Below are 18,342 nucleotides of genomic sequence, written 5' to 3'. Positions count from 1 at the left end.
ACGTACTGTCGGAAAGCTTGTTCGTCGCGACAGCAGCGCCAAAGTAACGACCCTTCTCGGCCGCCGACGCTCTCAGGGTCGTCCCGGCACTGGCCGCGGTGGTCAGCGTCATCGTCATCCCGGCGGCGAGTGTGCCAGTGACTGCGAGCGTCACCGCCACTCGCAGGGCTCTCTTGTGATTCATGCGAATTCCTTCTCTGTGGTGGTTCGACCGCGGATTCATCCCAACTGTCGAGACCATGACGAGCGAGAGCCCGGTCGCCGTCACGGCACCAGTGCTGGGAGTCCTGGCACGACGCCCGGCATGCCCTGGGCGGACGTCGTGCTCCGAGGTGCGACCAGCAGGCTCGCCCGGTGAACCACAGGTGCGGCCGCCCTCAAACATCGACTGTGAGCGATAACATGCCGTTCGTCAAGTCATGCGCCGGAACCGTGCGCACACGGCTCCGGCACCCGCGTCACCCGCGACGAGGCGTCGTCCACGAGGAGCCTGTCGGTGCCCGCCGCCGTCTCGACATAGAAGGTGGCGCTGGACAGCGTGCCGCTCCACGACACGGTCGCCGTGCCGGTGAGCAAGGTCCAGTCGTTGGCGTTCACCCCCGCCGCCGGGATCAGCTGCACGTAGTACGTCGTGCCGTTGGCAGTCACTGGGAGAGTCGCCTTCGCCGACGGTGTGCCGCTCTGCGACCGTACCCAGACGGTGGTGTTGTAGTTCTTGCCGTTGGTCACGTGGGGGCTGCTGTTAGCGCTAACAGATGACGGACCAAGCTCGCCTACTCGCTTGACCTGGTTGTTTGCACCTCGCGGGGTGAACGTCGTAACCACACCGCAGCAATGACGCATCAACGCTGACATCGAAGATTTGCGATGCACCGCACTGAGCGGCGTGGCGAGCGCCAAGGGAGCACGACCACTTTCCCAACAAGGACCGCACGTCACGTGCCGTCGCGGGCGCGTCGTCTCACACCGCTCCAGGCTCCGCAGTTCCGCGCTGACACCGCCGTGTGGCAGCAAGGGCAGACCCGGGGGGTTGCGGGCGTGTTAACGAACAACTATGTTAGCGATCACATCGACACGTCGCTATGAGCCGAGCCGGTACGTGAGGCCCATGGCGGCAGCGCCGTCAATGGCCGCCCGGCCCAGACTGCCGGTTTCGGTCGTTACGTCGCTGAGCCCACCACCACGGTCCCCGCTGTCAGAAAGGTCGCCTGTCGTGCCGATGACCCGACGCGCCTTCACCCTGGGCGCCCTGTCCACCGCTGCCGCTGCCACCGGCGTGCTGAGTCTTCCGCGCGCCGCCCTCGCCGCGCCCAACACCGCGTACGTCATGGCCTACTTCACCGAGACACCCCAGTTCCAGGGCGCGGACTACGGGCTGCACCTCGGCGTCAGCCGAGACGGCCTGAACTGGACGCCGCTGAACCAGAACAACCCGGTCGTCACACCGACGGCCGGTCAGCTGGGCCTGCGGGACCCGTTCGTCCTCCGCAAGCAGGACGGCACCTTCGTGGTGCTCGCCACCGACCTCAAAGGCACCAACTTCGGCCTCAACAGTCAGTACCTGCACGTGTGGGACTCGTTCGACCTGACGAGCTTCACCGGATACCGCCGGATCCGGATGCACACGCTGAACACCCACACCTGGGCCCCGACCGCCTTCTGGGACGCCGCCCGCGGCCAGTACGCCATCGTCTACTCGGCCAACAACGGCCAGGACGTCTTCCTGGTCAACTACACCAGCGACTTCCAAACGGTCAGCTCGCCGCAGGTGTTCTTCAGTCCCGGCTTCGGCATCCTCGACGGAGACGTCGTCATCGACGGCGGCACCACGTACCTCTACTACAAGAATCTCGCCAACGGGAACCTCTACGGTGCCCGGTCCAGCACCGGCGCCCCGAACAGCTTCACCACGTACACCAGCGGGCTCATGCAGGGCACCGGCATCGAGGCTCCGCTGCTGGTCAAGGCGATCGACGGCAGCGGCTGGCGGCTGTGGGGCGACTCGTACGGCCCGGTCAACAACGACTACTACGCCTGGTCGACCACCACCATCGGGGGCAACTCGTGGACCCCGATGAACCAGCGCGACTACACGCCGCCGATGAACGCGAAGCACGGCTCGATGATCGGTATCACGGACGCGGAGTACAACGGCCTGATCGCCCGCTGGGGAACACCGAACTGGGTCCGGTTGAAGTCCTCCAACCTGCCCGACCGTTACGTCCGGCACGCCGACAATGTCGCCCGGCTGGACGCGTACCCGTTCGACCCGTACCAGGACCAGATGTGGCGGATGGTGCCCGGCCTCGCCGACTCCACCGGCGTGTCCTTCCAGTCGGTGAACTATCCCGGCTCCTACCTGCGGCACTACAACTACGAGGTCCGGCTCGCCGCGAACGAGAACACCTCAGTGTTCCGGGCCGACGCCACCTTCTACCGGACGGCAGGGCTCGCGGACGCCGCCTGGACGTCGTTCCGCTCGTACAACTTCCCGACCCGCTACCTGCGACACGCCAACTACATGTTGCGCATCGATCCGCTCAGCGGCAGCTCGAGCGCCGCTGACCGTCAGGACGCCACCTTCCGGATCACCCCGTAGCAATCCCCTGGAGGATCCATGTCATCCCCGCCCCTCAGCCGCCGCCACCTCCTTCAGACCGCCGGAGCCACCGTGGTGCTCTCCGCGACCGGCACCACCATTGCCGCCGGAAGCGCGGCCGCGGCCGTGGTGCCGCCGGCCCGTACGGACATCGGCGTCTCGGCGTATCCGTTCGACCTCGGTCAGGTCCGGCTGACCACCGGCCGCTGGATGGACAACCAGACGCGGACGCTGAACTATCTGCGGTTCGTCGACGTCGACCGCCTCCTCTACAACTTCCGCGCCAACCACCGGCTGTCCACCAACGGTGCCGCCGCCAACGGGGGCTGGGACGCGCCGAACTTCCCGTTCCGGACCCACATGCAGGGGCACTTCCTGACCGCCTGGGCGCACGGGTACGCGGTGCTGGGCGACACCACCTGCCGGGACAAGGCGAACTACATGGTGGCCGAGCTGGCCAAGTGCCAGGCGAACAACGGGTCGGCCGGGTTCGCCGCGGGATACCTCTCCGGCTTCCCGGAGTCCGACTTCACCGCGCTCGAGGCACGGACGTTGTCCAACGGCAACGTGCCCTACTACTGCATCCACAAGACCCTCGCCGGGCTGCTCGACGTCTGGCGCTACACCGGCAACACACAGGCCCGTTCGGTGTTGCTGGCGTTGGCGGGTTGGGTCGACACCCGCACGTCCCGGTTGAGCTCCAGCCAGATGCAGTCGATGCTGGGCACCGAGTTCGGTGGCATGAACGAGGTGCTGACCGACATCTACCAGCAGACCGGTGACGGCCGGTGGCTCACCGCCGCGCAGCGGTTCGACCACGCCGCGGTGTTCAACCCCCTGGCCGCCAACCAGGACCAGCTCTCCGGGCTGCATGCCAACACGCAGGTTCCCAAGTGGGTGGGCGCGGCCCGGGAGTTCAAGGCCACCGGGACCACCCGTTACCGGGACATCGCCAGCAACGCGTGGACCATCACCGTCGGCGCGCACTCCTACGTCATCGGCGGCAACAGCCAGGCCGAGCACTTCCGGGCGCCCAACGCGATCGCCGGTTACCTCAGCAACGACACCTGCGAGCAGTGCAACACCTACAACATGCTCAAGCTGACCCGGGAGCTGTGGCTGCTCGACCCGAACCGGGCGGACTACTTCGACTACTACGAGCGTGCCCTGATCAACCACCTGATCGGCGGGCAGAACCCGGCCGACAACCACGGCCACATCACCTATTTCACCCCGCTGAGGCCGGGTGGGCGTCGGGGCGTGGGCCCGGCGTGGGGCGGCGGCACCTGGAGCACCGACTACAACTCGTTCTGGTGCTGTCAGGGCACCGGCCTGGAGATCAACACGAGGTTGATGGACTCCATCTACTTCCGCGACGGGACGACGCTGACCGTCAACCTGTTCGTCCCGTCGGTGCTGAGCTGGTCGGAGCGCGGCATCACGGTCACCCAGAGCACCAGCTACCCGGTCAGTGACACCACCACCCTGGCTCTGTCCGGCTCGATGAGCGGCTCGTGGAGCATCCGGGTGCGGATCCCGTCCTGGACCAGCGGTGCGACGGTCGCCGTCAACGGCACGGTGCAGAACGTCGCCACCACACCGGGCAGCTACGCCACGGTCACCCGCACCTGGGCCGCCGGCGACACCATCAGCGTGCGGCTGCCGATGCAGGTCGCCATCCGAGCCGCCAACGACAACGCCAACGTCGCCGCGATCACGTACGGCCCGGCGGTGCTGGCCGGCAACTACGGCAACACCACCCTCAGCACCCTGCCGTCACTCACCGCCTCCTCGATCACCCGCACCAGCACCACCTCGCTCGCTTTCACCGCCAGCGCGAACGGGTCCACGGTGCCTCTCGCTCCCTTCCAGGATGCCCACGGATACAACTACACCGTCTACTGGAGCACCAGCGGCGGCACCACCGGCGGCAGCAGCCGCCTGGTCAACGTCGGCACCGGCCTGGTCCTCGGTATCCAGAACATGTCCACCGCCGACGGTGGACTTGCGGTGCAGTGGGGCGACAGCGGCACCGCCGACCACAACTGGGTCGTCGTCACCGACGGCAGCGCCGTCCGGTTCCGCAACGTCAACAGTGGCAAGGTGCTGGGCGTGGAGAACATGTCCACCGCCGACAACGCCCGGGTCCTGCAATGGTCGGACAACGGCACCGCCGACCACCGTTGGACTCTCGTGGACAACGGCGACGGCACCTACCGGATCCGCAACGTCAACAGCGGCAAGCTGCTCGGCATCCTGAACGGATCGACCGCCTGGGGCGCGCAGGCCGTACAGGATGCGGACAACGGCAGCACGGACAACCGGTGGAGGCTCGTCCGCAACGCCTGACGACCCGTCGTGGCCGGCACCGGTCGTACAGTGGGGAGGGTCCTGGCCCCAGTGATCGTGGCGGATGTGTCGGCTCGTGCCGCCTTTCCGTCCAGAAGGAGCACAGTGAACCGACCCCTTCGGACCACGCTCGGCGGTGCTCTGACCGCCGCCCTGCTGACCTCCGTCGCCGTCGCGGGCGCGCCAGCGCAGGCGCACCCCGGCGGGCGGCCGCCCGCCGTCCTCGCCCTACCCGACGGCTTCCAGCCCGAGGGCATCGCCACCGCCGGCCGCTACGCCTACTTCGGCTCCCGCGCCACCGGTGCCATCCAGCGCGTCGACCTGGTCACCGGCCGGGGCACGACGATCGGCGCGGCCACCGGCACCCCGTCGCTCGGCCTCAAGGTCGACCCACGCGGTCGGCTGTTCGTCTCCGGCGGCACGGCCGGCGACGCCCGCGTGCTCGACACCCGCACCGGCGAGGTGCTGGCCCGCTATCAGTTCGCCAGCGCCCCGACGTTCGTCAACGACGTCGTCCTGACCCGCGACGCCGCGTACTTCACCGACTCCAACCGCCCGGTGCTCTACCGGCTGCCGCTCGGCCGAGGTGGCGCGCTGCCGCCCGCCGACGGCTTCACCACCATCGCGCTGACCGGCGCGTACGAGCAGGTCGGCACCGGCGTGAACCTCAACGGCATCGCCACCACACCGGACGGCAGGGCGTTGATCGTCGTCCAGTCCGCCACCGGCACGCTGTACCGGGTCGACCCGGCGACCGGCGTGAGCACCGTCGTGGACGTGCCCGGCTACACCTTCACCAACGGCGACGGGCTGCTGCTGCTCGGCCACACCCTCTACGTCGTGCAGAACCGCCTCAACCAGATCGCGATGGTCACGCTGAACCGCGCCGGCACCGCCGGAACGGTCACCGACACCATCACCGACCCGAACTTCGACGTACCCACGACCGTCGCCACGGCGCGCGGCAAGCTCTACCTGCCCAACGCCCGCTTCACGACCCCACCGACCCCGACCACGCCGTACACGGCCGTCGCGGTCCGCACGCGCTGAAACGACCTGAGGGGGTACGCGCACCGCGTGTGCCCCCTCGGCCGCCCTCGCGGGTCCGGTCGCCGAGCAGCCGCCAGTAAGATCACTGGCACCTCGGCGAAGACTGTCGCCTCCTTCACCCGGAGTCCGCGTGGCCGACCGTTCGTACCGATTTCTGCGCCGAGCCCTGGCCGTCGGCTGCCTGATCGCGGCCGCCGGACTGCCAGCCGGCCCGCCGGTCGTCGGCGCCGTCGCCGCCGACGCCGCTGCGGACACCCCCGAACCCCTCCTGCTGCGGGTGCTCCAGATGAACCTCTGCAACAGCGGCCGCGCCGGCTGCTACACCGGCCGAGCGATGACCAGGGCCGTCGAGGTGATCAAGACCGAGGCACCCGATCTGGTCACCCTCAACGAAATCTGTCAGGACGACATTTCCGCCCTGGAGTACGTGTTCGAAACCGTCCACACCGGACGGACCGTGGTGTCCGCGTTCCAGGCCGCGGGCGACCGCCCCAGCGGCGAGGACACCCGGTGCCGCAACGGCCAGCCGTACGGCGTCGGGCTGCTGACCCACGTCCAGACGCCGGACACCCCGCGCGCCGTGTACGGCGGCATCCACCAGACGCAGGACGTCGCGGACCCCGAGGAACGAGCCTGGCTCTGCGTCAACGTCGACGGCGCCCTGCTCGCCTGCACCACGCACCTGGCGGCCACCAGCTACCAGGTCGCGCTCGCCCAGTGCGGCCACCTGCTCGACACGATCCTGCCGACGATCAGCAAAAGCGCCGGGTACGAGCCGACCGTGCTGACCGGCGACCTCAACCTACGGGCCGACGGCGACCTCGACGTGCGGCCCTGTGCGCAGGCGGGCTATCAGCGGATCGACGACGGCAGGCTGCAACACATCATGGCGACAACCGACATCACGCTCTGTTGTCGCAGAGCCGTGGCCATGCACGGGGCGACCGATCACCCCGGGCTGCTGGCCACCCTCAGCATCGACCGCGGTAGGCCGCCGACGGACCCCCGCATCGGGCACGGCTGACCGCCGACGCCAACCGGTGTCACCGGGGCGGCGTGTCCCGGCGGGACGGGAACGGGGTGCCCGGCTGGCCGAGGGTGGAGCGGGCGCGCAACCCGACCGGGTCCGGGGCGGGTGTCGCGGCCGCCGGTTCCGGGACCCGCCGCCCGTCCAGGTACGCGGCGGCGGCCCGGTCGTCGTCGGTCGGAGCGGCGAGCAGGGCGTAGAGCAGACCAACCACCCCGAAGATCACTGCCAGCACGATCGGCACCAGCAGCGTGCTCACTTCGGTGCCGGTCACCTCACCCGCACGTTCGTGGCGGTGCACCGACAGGGCGCTCATGCCGGTGAAGTGCATTCCGTTCACGGCGACGCCCATGACCAGCGCGGAGGCGAAGATCGCGAGCCCCCGTCGGACGGTCATCGCGAGCCACAGCGCGACGGTGGACGCCACGACAGCGATGACCACCGAGAGCACGACCCGGGTGGTGTCGTAGCCGAGACTGCCGTTGAGGCGCATCGCCGTCATCCCGGTGTAGTGCATGGAGGCCACACCGGCACCGGTGAAGACGCCACCGGCGATCAGCCGTACCAGGTTCAACCGGCCGGTACCCACGATGGCCAGGCCGATACCGACCGCCACGACGGCAATGGCCGTGCTGGCCACCGTCAGCGGCACGTCGTAGCGAATCCGGGTGCCGTCGACGGCGAAGCCGAGCATGGCCATGAAGTGCATCGCCCAGATGGCGGTGCCACCCAGCGCCCAGGCCGACAGCAGGCCCCACCAGGCCCGTTGGCCGGTCGTGCGCGCCGTGCGGATACGCCCGGCGCAGACCAGCCCGAGGATCGAACCGAGCACGGACAGCGCGTAGCTCAGCGCGGGCGTGATCCACCCGTACTCAAAGTGATTGATCTCCGCCACGGCGGTCTTCTCCCCATTCGTTACCAGCGCGTCAACAAGGCGCTCGGGCAATGATCAGGGCTGCCGTGAGCAGGCGCAACAGCGCCCCCCGGGCTATCCGGGGGGTGCTGACGTGGTGACCGTCCGATGCGTCGATTCGTCAGGGATGGTGACCGAATCTGATGATCAGGCGGAGGTGTGGTAGGCCAGTACGCCCCGGTTGACGGCCGCGATCGCCTGACGGGCGGTGGACCGCAGCTCCGGCGACGCCCCGCCGGAGTCGGCAAGCTGACCGAGCAGGTCGACGACCTGTCGCGCCCACCGGACGAAATCACCGGCGGGCATCTCCCCGTCGATCTCGTGCCCGCTGCCGAGCACCTTTGCCAACGTCTCGCCCCGGGCCCACCGGTAGACGGGCCAGGCGAAGCCGAGATCCGGCTCCCGGGTCGCGGTCAGCCCGCGCGCCGCCTCATCGGCCTCGATCTCGCCCCACAGCTTCAGCGTCTCGTCCACCGCGTCGGCCACCGGCCCGCGCGGCAGCGACGCCCGCTCGTCGACGTCGCGGCGTGCCTCGAAGACCACCACGGACACCGCGGAGGCCAGCTCGGCCGGGGACAGGCCGTTCCACACTCCCCGGCGCAGACACTCGGCGACCAGCAGGTCCGCCTCGGTCCAGATCCGGCCGAGCATCCGGCCGGCGTCGGTGACGGCGCCGTCGCGGGCGAGGTAACCGCGCTCGGTCAGCAACGCCACGATCCGGTCGAACGTCCGCGCGAGGGACCCGGTACGCCCGGAGACCCGCTCGCGCAGCTCCTCGGTGTCGCGCTCCAGCCGCCGGCGACGCTCCGCCCAGCGGGCGTGCTCCTCCCGCTCCGGGCAGGCGTGGCAGGGGTGATTGCGCAGCTCGGTGCGGAGCTGGGCGATCCCGTGGTCCTCGCCAGCCACCTGCCGGGAGCGGCCACCGCGTCGGCCGCCGTGCCGGTCCAGGCCGGTGCCGCTGACCTCGGCGGCGAGATCGCGCCGGGCACCCGGGGATCGGTGGTTGAAGTGCTTGGGCACCCGGATCCGAGCCAGCACCTCGGCGGGGGTGGTGAAGTCGCCCGGGCTGACCCGCCCGGCCCAACGGTCCTGGGTGAGCACCAGCGGGCGGGGCTCGCCGAACCCACCGGTCGCCGGGTCCAGCACCACGGCCAGCCCGGCCCGCCGGCCCGACGGCACCCGGATCACGTCACCGATCCGCAGCCGCTCCAACGACTCCACCGCGGCGGCCTTACGCTGGGTCTGCCCCTGCCGGGCGATAGCCTTCTCCCGGTCGGCGATCGCCACCCGCAGCGCGAAGTACTCCTCGAAGTCGCCGTGGTGGCAGGCGGCCTCCGTGCCGTACGCCTCGATGGTCTCGGTGTTGCGCTGCACCTGCCGCGCCAGGCCAACCACCGACCGGTCCGCCTGGAACTGGGCGAACGAGGATTCCAGCAGGGCCCGGGCCGGCTCCACGCCGACCGTGCCGACCAGGTTCACCGCCATGTTGTACGAGGGCCGGAAGCTGGAGCGCAGCGGGTAGGTGCGGGTGGACGCGAGCCCGGCCACCTGCCGTGGGTCGGTCTCCGGGGACCACACCACGACGGCGTGCCCCTCCACGTCGATGCCACGACGCCCGGCGCGCCCGGTGAGCTGGGTGTACTCCCCCGGGGTCAGGTCGACGTGCGCCTCGCCGTTGTACTTGACCAGCCGTTCCAGGACCACGCAACGGGCCGGCATGTTGATGCCCAGCGCGAGGGTCTCGGTGGCGAAGACCGCCTTGACCAGGCCGCGGACGAACAACTCCTCGACGATCTCCTTGAACACCGGCAGCATGCCGGCGTGATGGGCGGCCAGGCCGCGCTCCAAGCCGTCGAGCCACTCCCAGTACCCGAGCACCGAGAGGTCCTCACCGGGGATGGCGGTGACCCGGGACTCGACGACCCGGCGGATCTCGGCCCGTTCCTCGGGCGAGGTGAGCCGCAGCCCGGCGGCGAGACACTGCTGCACCGCGGCGGCGCAACCGGCCCGGCTGAAAATGAACAGGATCGCCGGCAGCAGACCCTCCCGGTCCAGCCGGTCGACGATGTCCGGGCGCATCGGGCCACGCCAGCGCGGGCCACGCCGGCCGGCGCCGGGCCCCGCGCTGCGCCCCTCGCCCAGCTCCAACCGTCGCGCGGTCTCCCGGGTGTAGCGCAGCAGCTCCGGGTGCACGTCGTGCTTGCGGGCGGCGTCGGCGTCGTGGAACAGGTCGAACATCCGCTTGCCGACCAGCATGTGCTGCCACAACGGCACCGGCCGGTGCTCGCTGACCACCACCGCCGTCTCGCCGCGCACGGTGACCAGCCAGTCGGCGAACTCCTCGGCGTTGGAGACGGTCGCCGACAACGAGACCAGGGTGACCGAGGCGGGCAGGTGGATGATCACCTCTTCCCACACCCCACCGCGGAACCGGTCGGCGAGGTAGTGCACCTCGTCCATCACCACGTACGCCAGCCCCTGCAGGGTGCTTGAGCCCGCGTAGAGCATGTTGCGCAGCACCTCGGTGGTCATCACCACCACCGGCGCGTCACCGTTGATCGCGTTGTCGCCGGTCAGCAGGCCGACCTGCTCGGCACCGTACCGGGCGACCAGGTCGTGGTACTTCTGGTTGGACAGCGCCTTGATCGGCGTGGTGTAGAAGCACTTGCGCCGGACCGGCGGCGTCGCCGGGTCGTCGGCCACCGCCGGGTCGCCGGGTCGCCCGCGCAGCGCCAGGTGGACGGCGAACTCCCCCACCACGGTCTTGCCGGCACCCGTGGGGGCGCAGACCAACACACCGCTGCCCCGCTCCAGGGACTGACACGCCTCCCGCTGGAAGTCGTCGAGGTCGAACCCCAGGTCAAGGGCGAACTCGTCCAGCGCCGGGAACTGTGAGGCCTGTGCGGCTCGGCGGCGCGCCGCTGCGTACCGCTCGGCGGGGCTCGACATGGCACCAAGATTAGTGCGTGCCGGGACACGACACCCGTCAAGGCCGTCCGGATGTGCCATCGGGGGCGGTCGGTAGGGTGCACGGGTGCCGGACCATGCCGAACCGCCTCAGACCCGTCCGACGGGCAGCGCCGAGGCCGCCGCCGCCCCCCGGGCGTCCCGACGGCCCGTCAAGGCGGTGCTCTTCGACTTCCACGGCACCCTGGCCCAGGTGGAGGAGCCCCGGCAGTGGGTGCTGGAGGCCGCGGCCTCGTGCGGGGTCACCCTGGACCGGGTTCGAGCCACCTCGCTGGCCGACCGGCTGCTGACCGCGGGGCGCGCCGGCGGGCCGCTGCCAGCGCGGGTGCCGCCCCGGCTGGCCGAGCTGTGGGCCGACCGGGATCTCTACCAACACGCCCACCGGGGCGCGTACACCGGGTTGGCCGAGACCGTCGACGCGGGCATCGAGGGCTTCGCCGACGCGCTCTACGAGCGGCTGCTGATCGCCGAGGGCTGGCTGCCCTACCCGGACACCGCGCCCACGCTGGCCGCGCTGCGTGACGCCGGGGTGCGGGTGGCGGTGGTCAGCAACATCGGGTTCGACCTGCGGCCGCACTTCGACGCCTGGGGGCTCACCGACCTGGTCGACGCGTTCGTGCTCTCGTACGAGGTGGGGCGCTGCAAGCCCGACCCGGCGATCTTCTGGCGGGCCTGCGGGATGCTCGGCGTCGACCCGGAGCAGACGCTGATGGTCGGCGACACACCGGCGGACGCGGGCGCGGTGGCCGCCGGCTGCGCGGTGCTGGTGCTCCCGGCCGCCGACCCGGGCCGGGAAAACGGGCTGGGTGCCGTGCTCGATCTCGCCCTGCCGGGCTGACCGGCACCGGCCCGACCCGCGCCGTGCCGCTGTCAGTCCGGGATGTGAATCACCGGTAGATCGCCGTCGCCGTACCGGTCCTCGCCGCTGAGGATCGCGGCGTCGTGTTCGAGGACGGCCAGCACGGTGGTGGCCAGATCGACACGGCCCGTCAGCGTGCGCCAGAAGCTGAGTTCGTGCCAGGAGTGCCCCTCAGTGGAGAGCACCTTGCAGGCGTCCAGGGTCAGCAGCCGGTGCAGGCTCGCCCGTTCCTTGGGGTCGCTGACGATCGCCAGGGCCTCCGCCGCGGTCACCGCGGTGACACCGAACCTGTTGCGGTCCTGAATGACCTCGTGCAGCGGCTCACCGACATGCACCGACCCCGCGAGGTACGCCAGCAGTGCCGACCGGTCCAGCACAAGCCGGATCGGCCGGTCGTCCTCGGCGGTCATGCGGCCGGCTGCTCGACAGTGCCGGCGGCGGCGTCCAGCGCGTGCTGGCGTGCCCGCTCACGAAGGGCGTCGCGGCGCTCCGGCGACCACGCGGCTTCAACGGCGGCGCGGCGGGCGCGCGCCTCGGCCACGCCCTGCTCGGTGATGTGGATACCCTGGTGGGCCAACTCCGCGTCCAGGGCGTCCAGACGCATGCGGTCACGGACAGCCTGCGTGACGTAGGCGCTGGCGTTGGGCTCGTGCTGCAGGCGCTCCGCCACATCGGGTGGCACGGAGATCGACAGTTTTCGCATGCCGCTGGTCATACCTCGGACGGTACGCCGGTAGCACCGCGTTGGCGACCGTCAACGCCGGCCGTGTCGGCGCGAGTGGCGGGTTTCGGCAGGTGGACACCGCCGGAGCGTGGCCGGGACGGACCGCCTACCGTCGTGCCGTGACGGAGACCCTGCTGCCCACGCCACCGCCGACCGACGCGCCATCGGCCCGGCGCGGTGGCGTCGTCGCCGTGGGGCTGGTGGTCGGCGGGGCGCTGTCGGTGCAGTTCGGCTCCGCCGTGGCCGCGCTGCTCTTCCCGCGCACCGGGGTGGCCGGCGCGGTGACCCTGCGGCTGACGATCGCGGCGGTGCTGCTGCTCATCGTGTGCCGACCCCGACTGCGCGGCCACGACCGGTCGGCCTGGCTCGCGGCGGGCGCGTTCGGGCTGGCGCTGGCCGGCATGAACTCGCTGTTCTACCAGGCTATCGACCGCATCCCGCTGGGCCCGGCGGTGACGCTGGAGGTGCTCGGCCCGTTGGCGCTGTCGGTGTTCAGCGCCCGGCGGCTGGCCAGCTGGGGCTGGGCGGGGCTGGCGTTGGCCGGGGTGGCGCTGCTCGGGCAGGGCGGCTTCGACCGGCTGAACCCGGCCGGGGTGGCCTTCGCGTTCGGCGCGGGCGCCATGTGGGCCGCGTACATCGTGCTGAGCGCCCGGGTCGGCGACCGGTTCCCGGGCGCGGACGGGCTGGCCCTGGCGCTGACGCTCGCCGCGCTGGTCACCCTGCCCCTCGGCATCATCGACGGCGGCGCGGTGCTGCTCGACCCGCCGGTGCTGGCGCTCGGCGCCGGCCTCGCGGTGCTGGCCTCCGGGCTGCCCTACACCCTGGAGCTGCTCGCGCTGCGGCGGATGCCCACCGCCACCTTCGCGGTGCTGATGAGCCTCGGCCCGGCCATCGCCACGCTCGCCGGGTGGCTGGTGCTGCGGCAGGCGCTGACCCTGCTGGAGTGCGCCGCCATCGTGCTGGTCATCGCGGCCAGCATCGGTGCGGTACGGGTCAACGCAACAGCCGCAGGGCGCCCGGGACGGCGCTGATCGTCACCGGCAACTCCAGCGAGCGTTCCCCGTCGGCGTACGTGGTGATGCCCTCGGCGGTCAGCTCCACCGTGCGGGCCCGGTAGCTGCTCACCAGGGGGTGGTTGACGTGGGTGCCCTGGTAGATGCGCGGCTTGACCCGGATCAGGGTCCGCCGGTTGACCCGAGCGGCCACCACCACGTCCAGCAGCCCGTCGGTCGGGTCGGCGTCGGGGCAGATCCGCATCCCGCCGCCGTACGTCGGGCAGTTGCCCACCGCCACCAGCACCGCGTCCAGCTCGTGCGGCACCCCGTCGAGGCGCAGCGTGTAACGGCGGGGCCGCAGCCGGAACAGCTCGACCAGGATCGCCAGGTCATACCGGCGCCGGCCACGCGGCCAGCGCATCCGGTTGGCCAACTCGTTGACGATCGAGTCGAACCCGGCCGCGAGGACCGCCCCGTACCAACGCTCGATGCCATCGACCCCGGTCATGCGGGCCAGGTCGACGGCTTGGCTCCGGCCGTCGCGCAGCGCTGACGCGATCACCTCCGCCGCCGCCACCGGATCGGCCGGAAAACCGGTGTCCAGGGCGAAGTCGTTGCCGGTGCCGGCGGGGATCGGACCGAACGGCACGTCGGTGCCGGCGACCGCCTGCAGCGCCCGGTGCACGGTGCCGTCCCCGCCGATCGCCACCAGCGCGCCAGCGCCGTCGACGACCGCGGCACGGCACGCCGCCTCCGCCTCCGCGGGGCTGGACGCCTCCAGCAGCCGGACCGGCCGGCCTGCGGCGGCCAACCCGTCCAGCAGCCGCGGCAGCAGGGCGCTATGCCGCCCCCGACCAGCGGTCGGGTTGGCGAGCACGGCGACCGGGCCGGGCAGATGATCGTCTGCGGTCACGGGCAGCACCGTACCGGTCGGACACCCGTCGGTCACCAGGGGCGGGCACCGTCACGATCAGTCCCGCGCTCAGCGCTCGGGGTGAGGTCGCCACACGACGACGCCGCCCCCGGGAAACGGGGACGGCGTCGGCAGAACGGGCGGCGCGGGGCCGTCAGGTCATGTCGTCGTAGCGACGCTCGATCGGTGCGGGTGGGGCGATCGGATCGGGTACGCCGATCGGTGCGGTCGCGTCGACCCGCTGCCCGGCCACGACCGGATCCGCGTCGTGCTCCAACGGCGACACCTCGTCGTCGTCCAGGCCGGCGTAGACCTCCTTGCCGCGCCCACGCCGCTTGTCGTTGATGAACGCCACGCCCACCGCCACGAAGTACAGCAGGGAGAGGGAGAGCGCCAGCAGCGTCATGCCGAACGGACCCGGATCCGGGGTGGCGATGGCGGCGAAGGCGAAGGAGATGAAGATGACCGTTCGCCACCAGCTCAACAACCGGCGGGCGCTGGCCACCCCGGTGAAGTTGAGCATCAACAGGATGAGCGGAAACTCGAACGCCACCCCGAACAACAGGATCATGTTCGTGACGAACCCGATGTAGCGGGTGACCTCCAGCTGGGTGGAGAGGCCGGTTACGCCCGCCTCCAACAGGAACGCGAGGCCCTTGTCCACGACGAGGTAGGCCAGGACGGCACCACCGGCGAACAGCGGGGCCGCGATCGCGACGAAGACGTACGCCCACTTGCGCTCGTTCCGGTGCAACCCCGGAGCGATGAACGCCCAGAGCTGGTAGAGCCAGACTGGCGCCCCGGCGATCAGGCCGATCCAGAGCGCCAGCTTCAGCTTCAGGATGAAGCCGTCCGCAGGCGACAGCTGAAGGAACGACCGACAGTTGCCGAGTGCGTCGGTGGCATCCGGCAGGCTGCAGTAGGGCTCCTTCAGCAGGTTGAACGCCGGCTGGGCCAGGAAGAAGCCGAGAATCAGGCCGGCGACGATTGCCAGTGACGCGCGAAACAACCGGTCGCGCAACTCACGGACGTGCTCGATGAGCGTCATCGAGCCGTCTGAAGCCCGCTCGAAGGTGCTCGGGGCGCGCTTACGCAGTGCGAAGGCCACGGTGGTGGGGCCCTTCGGTCAGTTGTCGCGGACGCGGTGCACCGGGTCGACGACCGGCTGCTGCGCCGGCGCCTGCTGGTACGGCGCCTGCTGCGGCTGCCCGACGTACGGCGCCTGCTGCCCGGTGTGCGGCGGCAGCGGCTGGTAGCCGGCCTGCGCGTCGGCCTTCTCGGCGAGGTCGCGGTCGTCGTCCTGCAGGCTCTTGGTCTCGGCCTTGATGATCCGCAGCGACCGACCCAGCGAACGGGCCGCGTCGGGGAGCCGCTTCGCACCGAAGAGCAGGATCAGCACAACCACGAGAACAGCGATGTGCCACGGCTTGAGGGCACCCATGAGAAGCTCCAGTCGCTCTGTGTCCGGGGGGTGGTACGCAGCCCATCGTACGTGCGGATCGGCCGCCTGCCACTCGCCGGGTGGTGGTGGTCTGGCCCGAAGGGTGAAGTCTTGACCAACCCGCGATGATCCGTCAACCATCGCCCGGGTGCGCACCCGGACGGGAAGTCGATCAGCCGCGCTTGGCCTTGATCAAGGCGACCCGCTGCTGGGTGGTGTCGAGTTGTCGTTGGACACCCTCGGCGCGCTCCTGCAACGCGTCCGTGGTCTCCCGCAGCGCCTCGGCCTCTGCGGCCCGCCGCTGCAACGCCACCGCGGCGCGGCGCAGTCCGGGCAGTCGGGTCAGCACCGGGCGCACGGCCAGCGCGAACGCCACGAGCGGGAGCAGCACCAGGGCGAGCACGATCCAGATCAGCACGGCGGTCAGCCTACTGGGTGCGGCCAGCCACTGCCGGGTCACCCGACGCCGCGCCGACCGGACCGGCGGGGTCAGCCGTCACGGAATCAGCCGCGGGCCGCCGGGGCGTGGCCGTGGGGGCGGGCACGGCGTACGCGTCCAGAGCTGCGGCGGCGGTCGCCCGCACCTGCTCGGCCAACTCGACCGGGGCGACCACGGTGGCGTCCGGGCCGAGGCCGAGCACGAACCGACGGGCCCACCCCAGGTCGGTCACCCGCAGGGAGACGAGCCACTGGTCGCCGTCGCCGGCCTCGACCCGCTCGCACGGGTAGTACTCGGTGATCCACCGACCGCCCCGACCGACCCGCAGCGTGATCAGCGGCAGGTCGGGCGAGGGGCGGAAGACACCCTCGGTGAGATCCTGCGGGACGGCCTGCGGCGGAACGGTGGCTGGCTCGGCCAGCTCGGTGATCGCGTCGATCCGGTCGGCCCGGAACAGGCGGACCGCCTCCGCGCGCCGACACCACGCCTCCACGTACGCCCGGCCGCCGACCATCAGCATGCGCAGCGGGTCGATGACGCGTTCGGTGGTCTCGTCCCGGGCCGCCGTGTAGTAGGTGATCCGCAGCGCCTTTCCGCCCTCCACGGCGGCGCGCAGCGCCTCGACCCGCCGGGTGTCCCCGGGCAGCCGGACCGCCACCGGCGCGCCCACCAGGTCCCCCGCGTCCTCGATCTTCGCCAAGGCCCGTTCGACGGCCTCACGGTTGGCCACGCCGGGTGTCTCGGCGAGCATCCGCAGCGCCACCACCAGCGCGAGGGCCTCGTCGGGGGTGAGCCGCAGCGGCCGGTCGATGCCGGCGTCGTAGGTGATGGTCACCCGATCACCATCGAACGCCATGTCGATCAGGTCGCCGGGGCCGTAACCGGGCAGCCCGCACACCCAGAGCAGCTCCAGGTCCTCGCGGAGCTGCCGCTCGGTGACGCCCAGGTCACCGGCCGCCTCTGCGATCTCGATGCCGGGCCGGGCCAGCAGGTACGGCACCAGGTTGAGCAGTCGGGCCAACCGGTCGGCGGACGCGCGGGAGCCGCTCCGGGCGGCCGGGCGGGTCACCGGGCACCCCCGGTGACGGCCAGCTCGTCGTGTCGGACGGCGATCTCCTTGAGTCGTTGGATGACCGCCTCGCGGACCTCCGGTGGGTCGAGCACCCGCACGTCCGGGCCGTAGCCGACGAGGTGGCCGGCCAGCCCGTCCGGGTCGGCGTACGGAAGGAGCAGCCGGTCGCCGTCGGGCCCGGTGGTCACCTCCACCGCCCAGCGGCGCAGCCCTGCGGCACGGCCCGGTGCGACCAGCACGGTGGCCCGGCCGGTGCGCTCCACGGGGCCCGACCAGCGGGCCACGTGGCTGATCAGGTCGACGTTGGCCGGCGGCTCGTACGCGCCGGGCGTGCCGAGCACGCGAACCGTGCCGACGACCCGGGACAGCCGGAAGCATCGGGTCGCTTCCCGGTCCTGGTCGTGGCCGACCACATACCACCGGCCGCGCCAGCAGACCACACCCCACGGTTGCAGCCGCCGGCGGCTGGGCGCGTCCCGGTCAGGCACCCGGTAGTCGAACCCGACCTCGCGGCGGTCCCGGGCGGCGGCGGTCAACGGCGCGAACGCCGGGTCGACCGTGACCATCGGCTCCAGGCCGAGGGTGGCCTGCGGGTCCACGTCCACCCCGGCGGCACGCAGCTTGGCCAGCCCCGACGACGCGGCGGCGGCCAGCCCGGCGTGCTGCCACAGGCGTGCGGCGATGCCGACCGCGGCGGCCTCGTCCGGCTCCAGGAGGATGTCGGGCAGCGCGTATTCGCGGTGGGCGATCCGGTAGCCGGGCTCAGCGTCGAAGGCGCTCGCCGTGCCGGTCTCCAGTGGCACACCCAGCTCGCGCAGCTCGGCCTTGTCCCGCTCGAACTTGCGCTGGAACGCCTCGTGGTCGCGCGCGTCGTCGGGATCGTGCTCGTAGCCGGGCACGGTCGCGGCGATCTGCGCGGCGGTCAGGAACCGTCGCGTGGACAGGAGGCAGATCACCAGGTTGACCAGGCGTTCGGTGCGGGTCCGCGACACGG

The 18,342-nt window shown here is 71.2% G+C and carries 17 protein-coding genes; 6 read left to right on the top strand and 11 right to left on the bottom strand.

The features are described from left to right. Positions 1-417: 417 nt before the first annotated feature. On the bottom strand, positions 418-729 hold the full coding sequence (locus ABZS37_RS29435) for a carbohydrate binding domain-containing protein (protein ID WP_355174290.1): 312 nt from the start codon (positions 727-729) through the stop codon (positions 418-420). Positions 730-1,219: 490 nt separating this feature from the next. On the opposite strand from ABZS37_RS29435, the gene ABZS37_RS29430 reads away from it, so the two are divergent. From ABZS37_RS29430 to ABZS37_RS29415, 4 genes are all read left to right on the top strand, one after another. Beyond that, entirely contained in the window at positions 1,220-2,599 is a 1,380-nt protein-coding gene (locus tag ABZS37_RS29430; protein ID WP_355174306.1) for a glycoside hydrolase family 43 protein, read from the top strand. Between the two features lie 18 nt (positions 2,600-2,617). Further along, the gene (locus ABZS37_RS29425; protein WP_355174288.1) at positions 2,618-4,948 is read left to right on the top strand and encodes a beta-L-arabinofuranosidase domain-containing protein; all 2,331 of its coding nucleotides are present in this window, start codon (positions 2,618-2,620) and stop codon (positions 4,946-4,948) included. A gap of 105 nt (positions 4,949-5,053) precedes the next feature. Further along, a complete protein-coding gene (locus ABZS37_RS29420) occupies positions 5,054-5,998 on the top strand; it encodes a superoxide dismutase (protein WP_355174286.1) in 945 nt (314 codons plus the stop codon). Positions 5,999-6,128: 130 nt separating this feature from the next. Next, positions 6,129-7,022: an endonuclease/exonuclease/phosphatase family protein gene (locus ABZS37_RS29415; RefSeq protein WP_355174284.1), complete on the top strand. Its 894-nt coding sequence runs from the start codon at positions 6,129-6,131 to the stop codon at positions 7,020-7,022. A gap of 19 nt (positions 7,023-7,041) precedes the next feature. Here the strand turns inward: ABZS37_RS29415 and ABZS37_RS29410 are convergent, their stop codons facing one another. Together ABZS37_RS29410 and ABZS37_RS29405 are read right to left on the bottom strand one after the other, a co-directional pair. Further along, positions 7,042-7,920 carry an MHYT domain-containing protein gene (locus ABZS37_RS29410; protein WP_355174282.1) on the bottom strand — a complete coding sequence of 293 codons (879 nt, stop codon included), beginning with the start codon at positions 7,918-7,920 and terminating at the stop codon, positions 7,042-7,044. Positions 7,921-8,085: 165 nt separating this feature from the next. After that, complete coding sequence (locus ABZS37_RS29405; RefSeq protein WP_355174280.1) at positions 8,086-10,887, bottom strand: DEAD/DEAH box helicase; 2,802 nt, start codon at positions 10,885-10,887, stop codon at positions 8,086-8,088. A 178-nt stretch (positions 10,888-11,065) separates the two neighbouring features. Here ABZS37_RS29405 and ABZS37_RS29400 point away from each other — a divergent pair, with 178 nt between their 5' ends. Further along, on the top strand, positions 11,066-11,743 hold the full coding sequence (locus ABZS37_RS29400; RefSeq protein WP_355174304.1) for an HAD-IA family hydrolase: 678 nt from the start codon (positions 11,066-11,068) through the stop codon (positions 11,741-11,743). 32 nt (positions 11,744-11,775) lie between these two features. Here the strand turns inward: ABZS37_RS29400 and ABZS37_RS29395 are convergent, their stop codons facing one another. After that, positions 11,776-12,174, bottom strand: a complete 399-nt coding sequence (locus tag ABZS37_RS29395; RefSeq protein WP_355174278.1) for a hypothetical protein — start codon at positions 12,172-12,174, stop codon at positions 11,776-11,778. After that, positions 12,171-12,479, bottom strand: a complete 309-nt coding sequence (locus tag ABZS37_RS29390) for a hypothetical protein (RefSeq protein ID WP_354995955.1) — start codon at positions 12,477-12,479, stop codon at positions 12,171-12,173. Before ABZS37_RS29390 ends, ABZS37_RS29395 begins: the two co-directional genes overlap by 4 nt. Before the next feature lie 128 nt (positions 12,480-12,607). On the opposite strand from ABZS37_RS29390, the gene ABZS37_RS29385 reads away from it, so the two are divergent. Continuing rightward, the gene (locus tag ABZS37_RS29385; RefSeq protein ID WP_355174276.1) at positions 12,608-13,519 is read left to right on the top strand and encodes an EamA family transporter; all 912 of its coding nucleotides are present in this window, start codon (positions 12,608-12,610) and stop codon (positions 13,517-13,519) included. Here ABZS37_RS29385 and ABZS37_RS29380 read toward each other — a convergent pair. The 6 genes from ABZS37_RS29380 to ABZS37_RS29355 all read right to left on the bottom strand — a co-directional run bounded on the left by ABZS37_RS29380 (position 13,482) and on the right by ABZS37_RS29355 (position 18,340). Then, entirely contained in the window at positions 13,482-14,405 is a 924-nt protein-coding gene (locus ABZS37_RS29380) for a diacylglycerol kinase (protein ID WP_355174302.1), read from the bottom strand. The genes ABZS37_RS29385 and ABZS37_RS29380 overlap by 38 nt on opposite strands. A gap of 145 nt (positions 14,406-14,550) precedes the next feature. Then, entirely contained in the window at positions 14,551-15,504 is a 954-nt protein-coding gene (gene tatC, locus ABZS37_RS29375; protein WP_355174274.1) for a twin-arginine translocase subunit TatC, read from the bottom strand. An 18-nt stretch (positions 15,505-15,522) separates the two neighbouring features. Next, positions 15,523-15,837 (bottom strand): Sec-independent protein translocase subunit TatA, encoded by a 315-nt coding sequence (tatA, locus tag ABZS37_RS29370; RefSeq protein WP_355174272.1) that lies wholly within the window; start codon positions 15,835-15,837, stop codon positions 15,523-15,525. Positions 15,838-16,009: 172 nt separating this feature from the next. Beyond that, a complete protein-coding gene (locus ABZS37_RS29365) occupies positions 16,010-16,255 on the bottom strand; it encodes a hypothetical protein (protein WP_355174270.1) in 246 nt (81 codons plus the stop codon). Between the two features lie 10 nt (positions 16,256-16,265). Further along, positions 16,266-17,345: a YafY family protein gene (locus ABZS37_RS29360; RefSeq protein WP_355174268.1), complete on the bottom strand. Its 1,080-nt coding sequence runs from the start codon at positions 17,343-17,345 to the stop codon at positions 16,266-16,268. After that, entirely contained in the window at positions 17,342-18,340 is a 999-nt protein-coding gene (locus ABZS37_RS29355) for a WYL domain-containing protein (RefSeq protein WP_355174266.1), read from the bottom strand. Before ABZS37_RS29355 ends, ABZS37_RS29360 begins: the two co-directional genes overlap by 4 nt. Between the last annotated feature and the right edge of the window lie 2 nt (positions 18,341-18,342).

This window comes from Micromonospora sp. NPDC005413 (genome assembly GCF_040606435.1).
Taxonomy (GTDB): Bacteria; Actinomycetota; Actinomycetes; order Mycobacteriales; family Micromonosporaceae; genus Micromonospora.
Note: the sequence above shows the minus strand (reverse complement) of the source record. Positions and strands in the feature narration are given on the sequence as shown.

Coding starts and splice junctions, on each gene's coding strand:
- ABZS37_RS29430 (WP_355174306.1), top strand. CDS start 1,220: ATGACCCGACGCGCCTTCACCCTGGGCGCCCTGTCCACCGCTGCCGCT.
- ABZS37_RS29425 (WP_355174288.1), top strand. CDS start 2,618: ATGTCATCCCCGCCCCTCAGCCGCCGCCACCTCCTTCAGACCGCCGGA.
- ABZS37_RS29405 (WP_355174280.1), bottom strand. CDS start 10,887: ATGTCGAGCCCCGCCGAGCGGTACGCAGCGGCGCGCCGCCGAGCCGCA.
- ABZS37_RS29395 (WP_355174278.1), bottom strand. CDS start 12,174: ATGACCGCCGAGGACGACCGGCCGATCCGGCTTGTGCTGGACCGGTCG.
- ABZS37_RS29390 (WP_354995955.1), bottom strand. CDS start 12,479: ATGACCAGCGGCATGCGAAAACTGTCGATCTCCGTGCCACCCGATGTG.
- tatA (WP_355174272.1), bottom strand. CDS start 15,837: ATGGGTGCCCTCAAGCCGTGGCACATCGCTGTTCTCGTGGTTGTGCTG.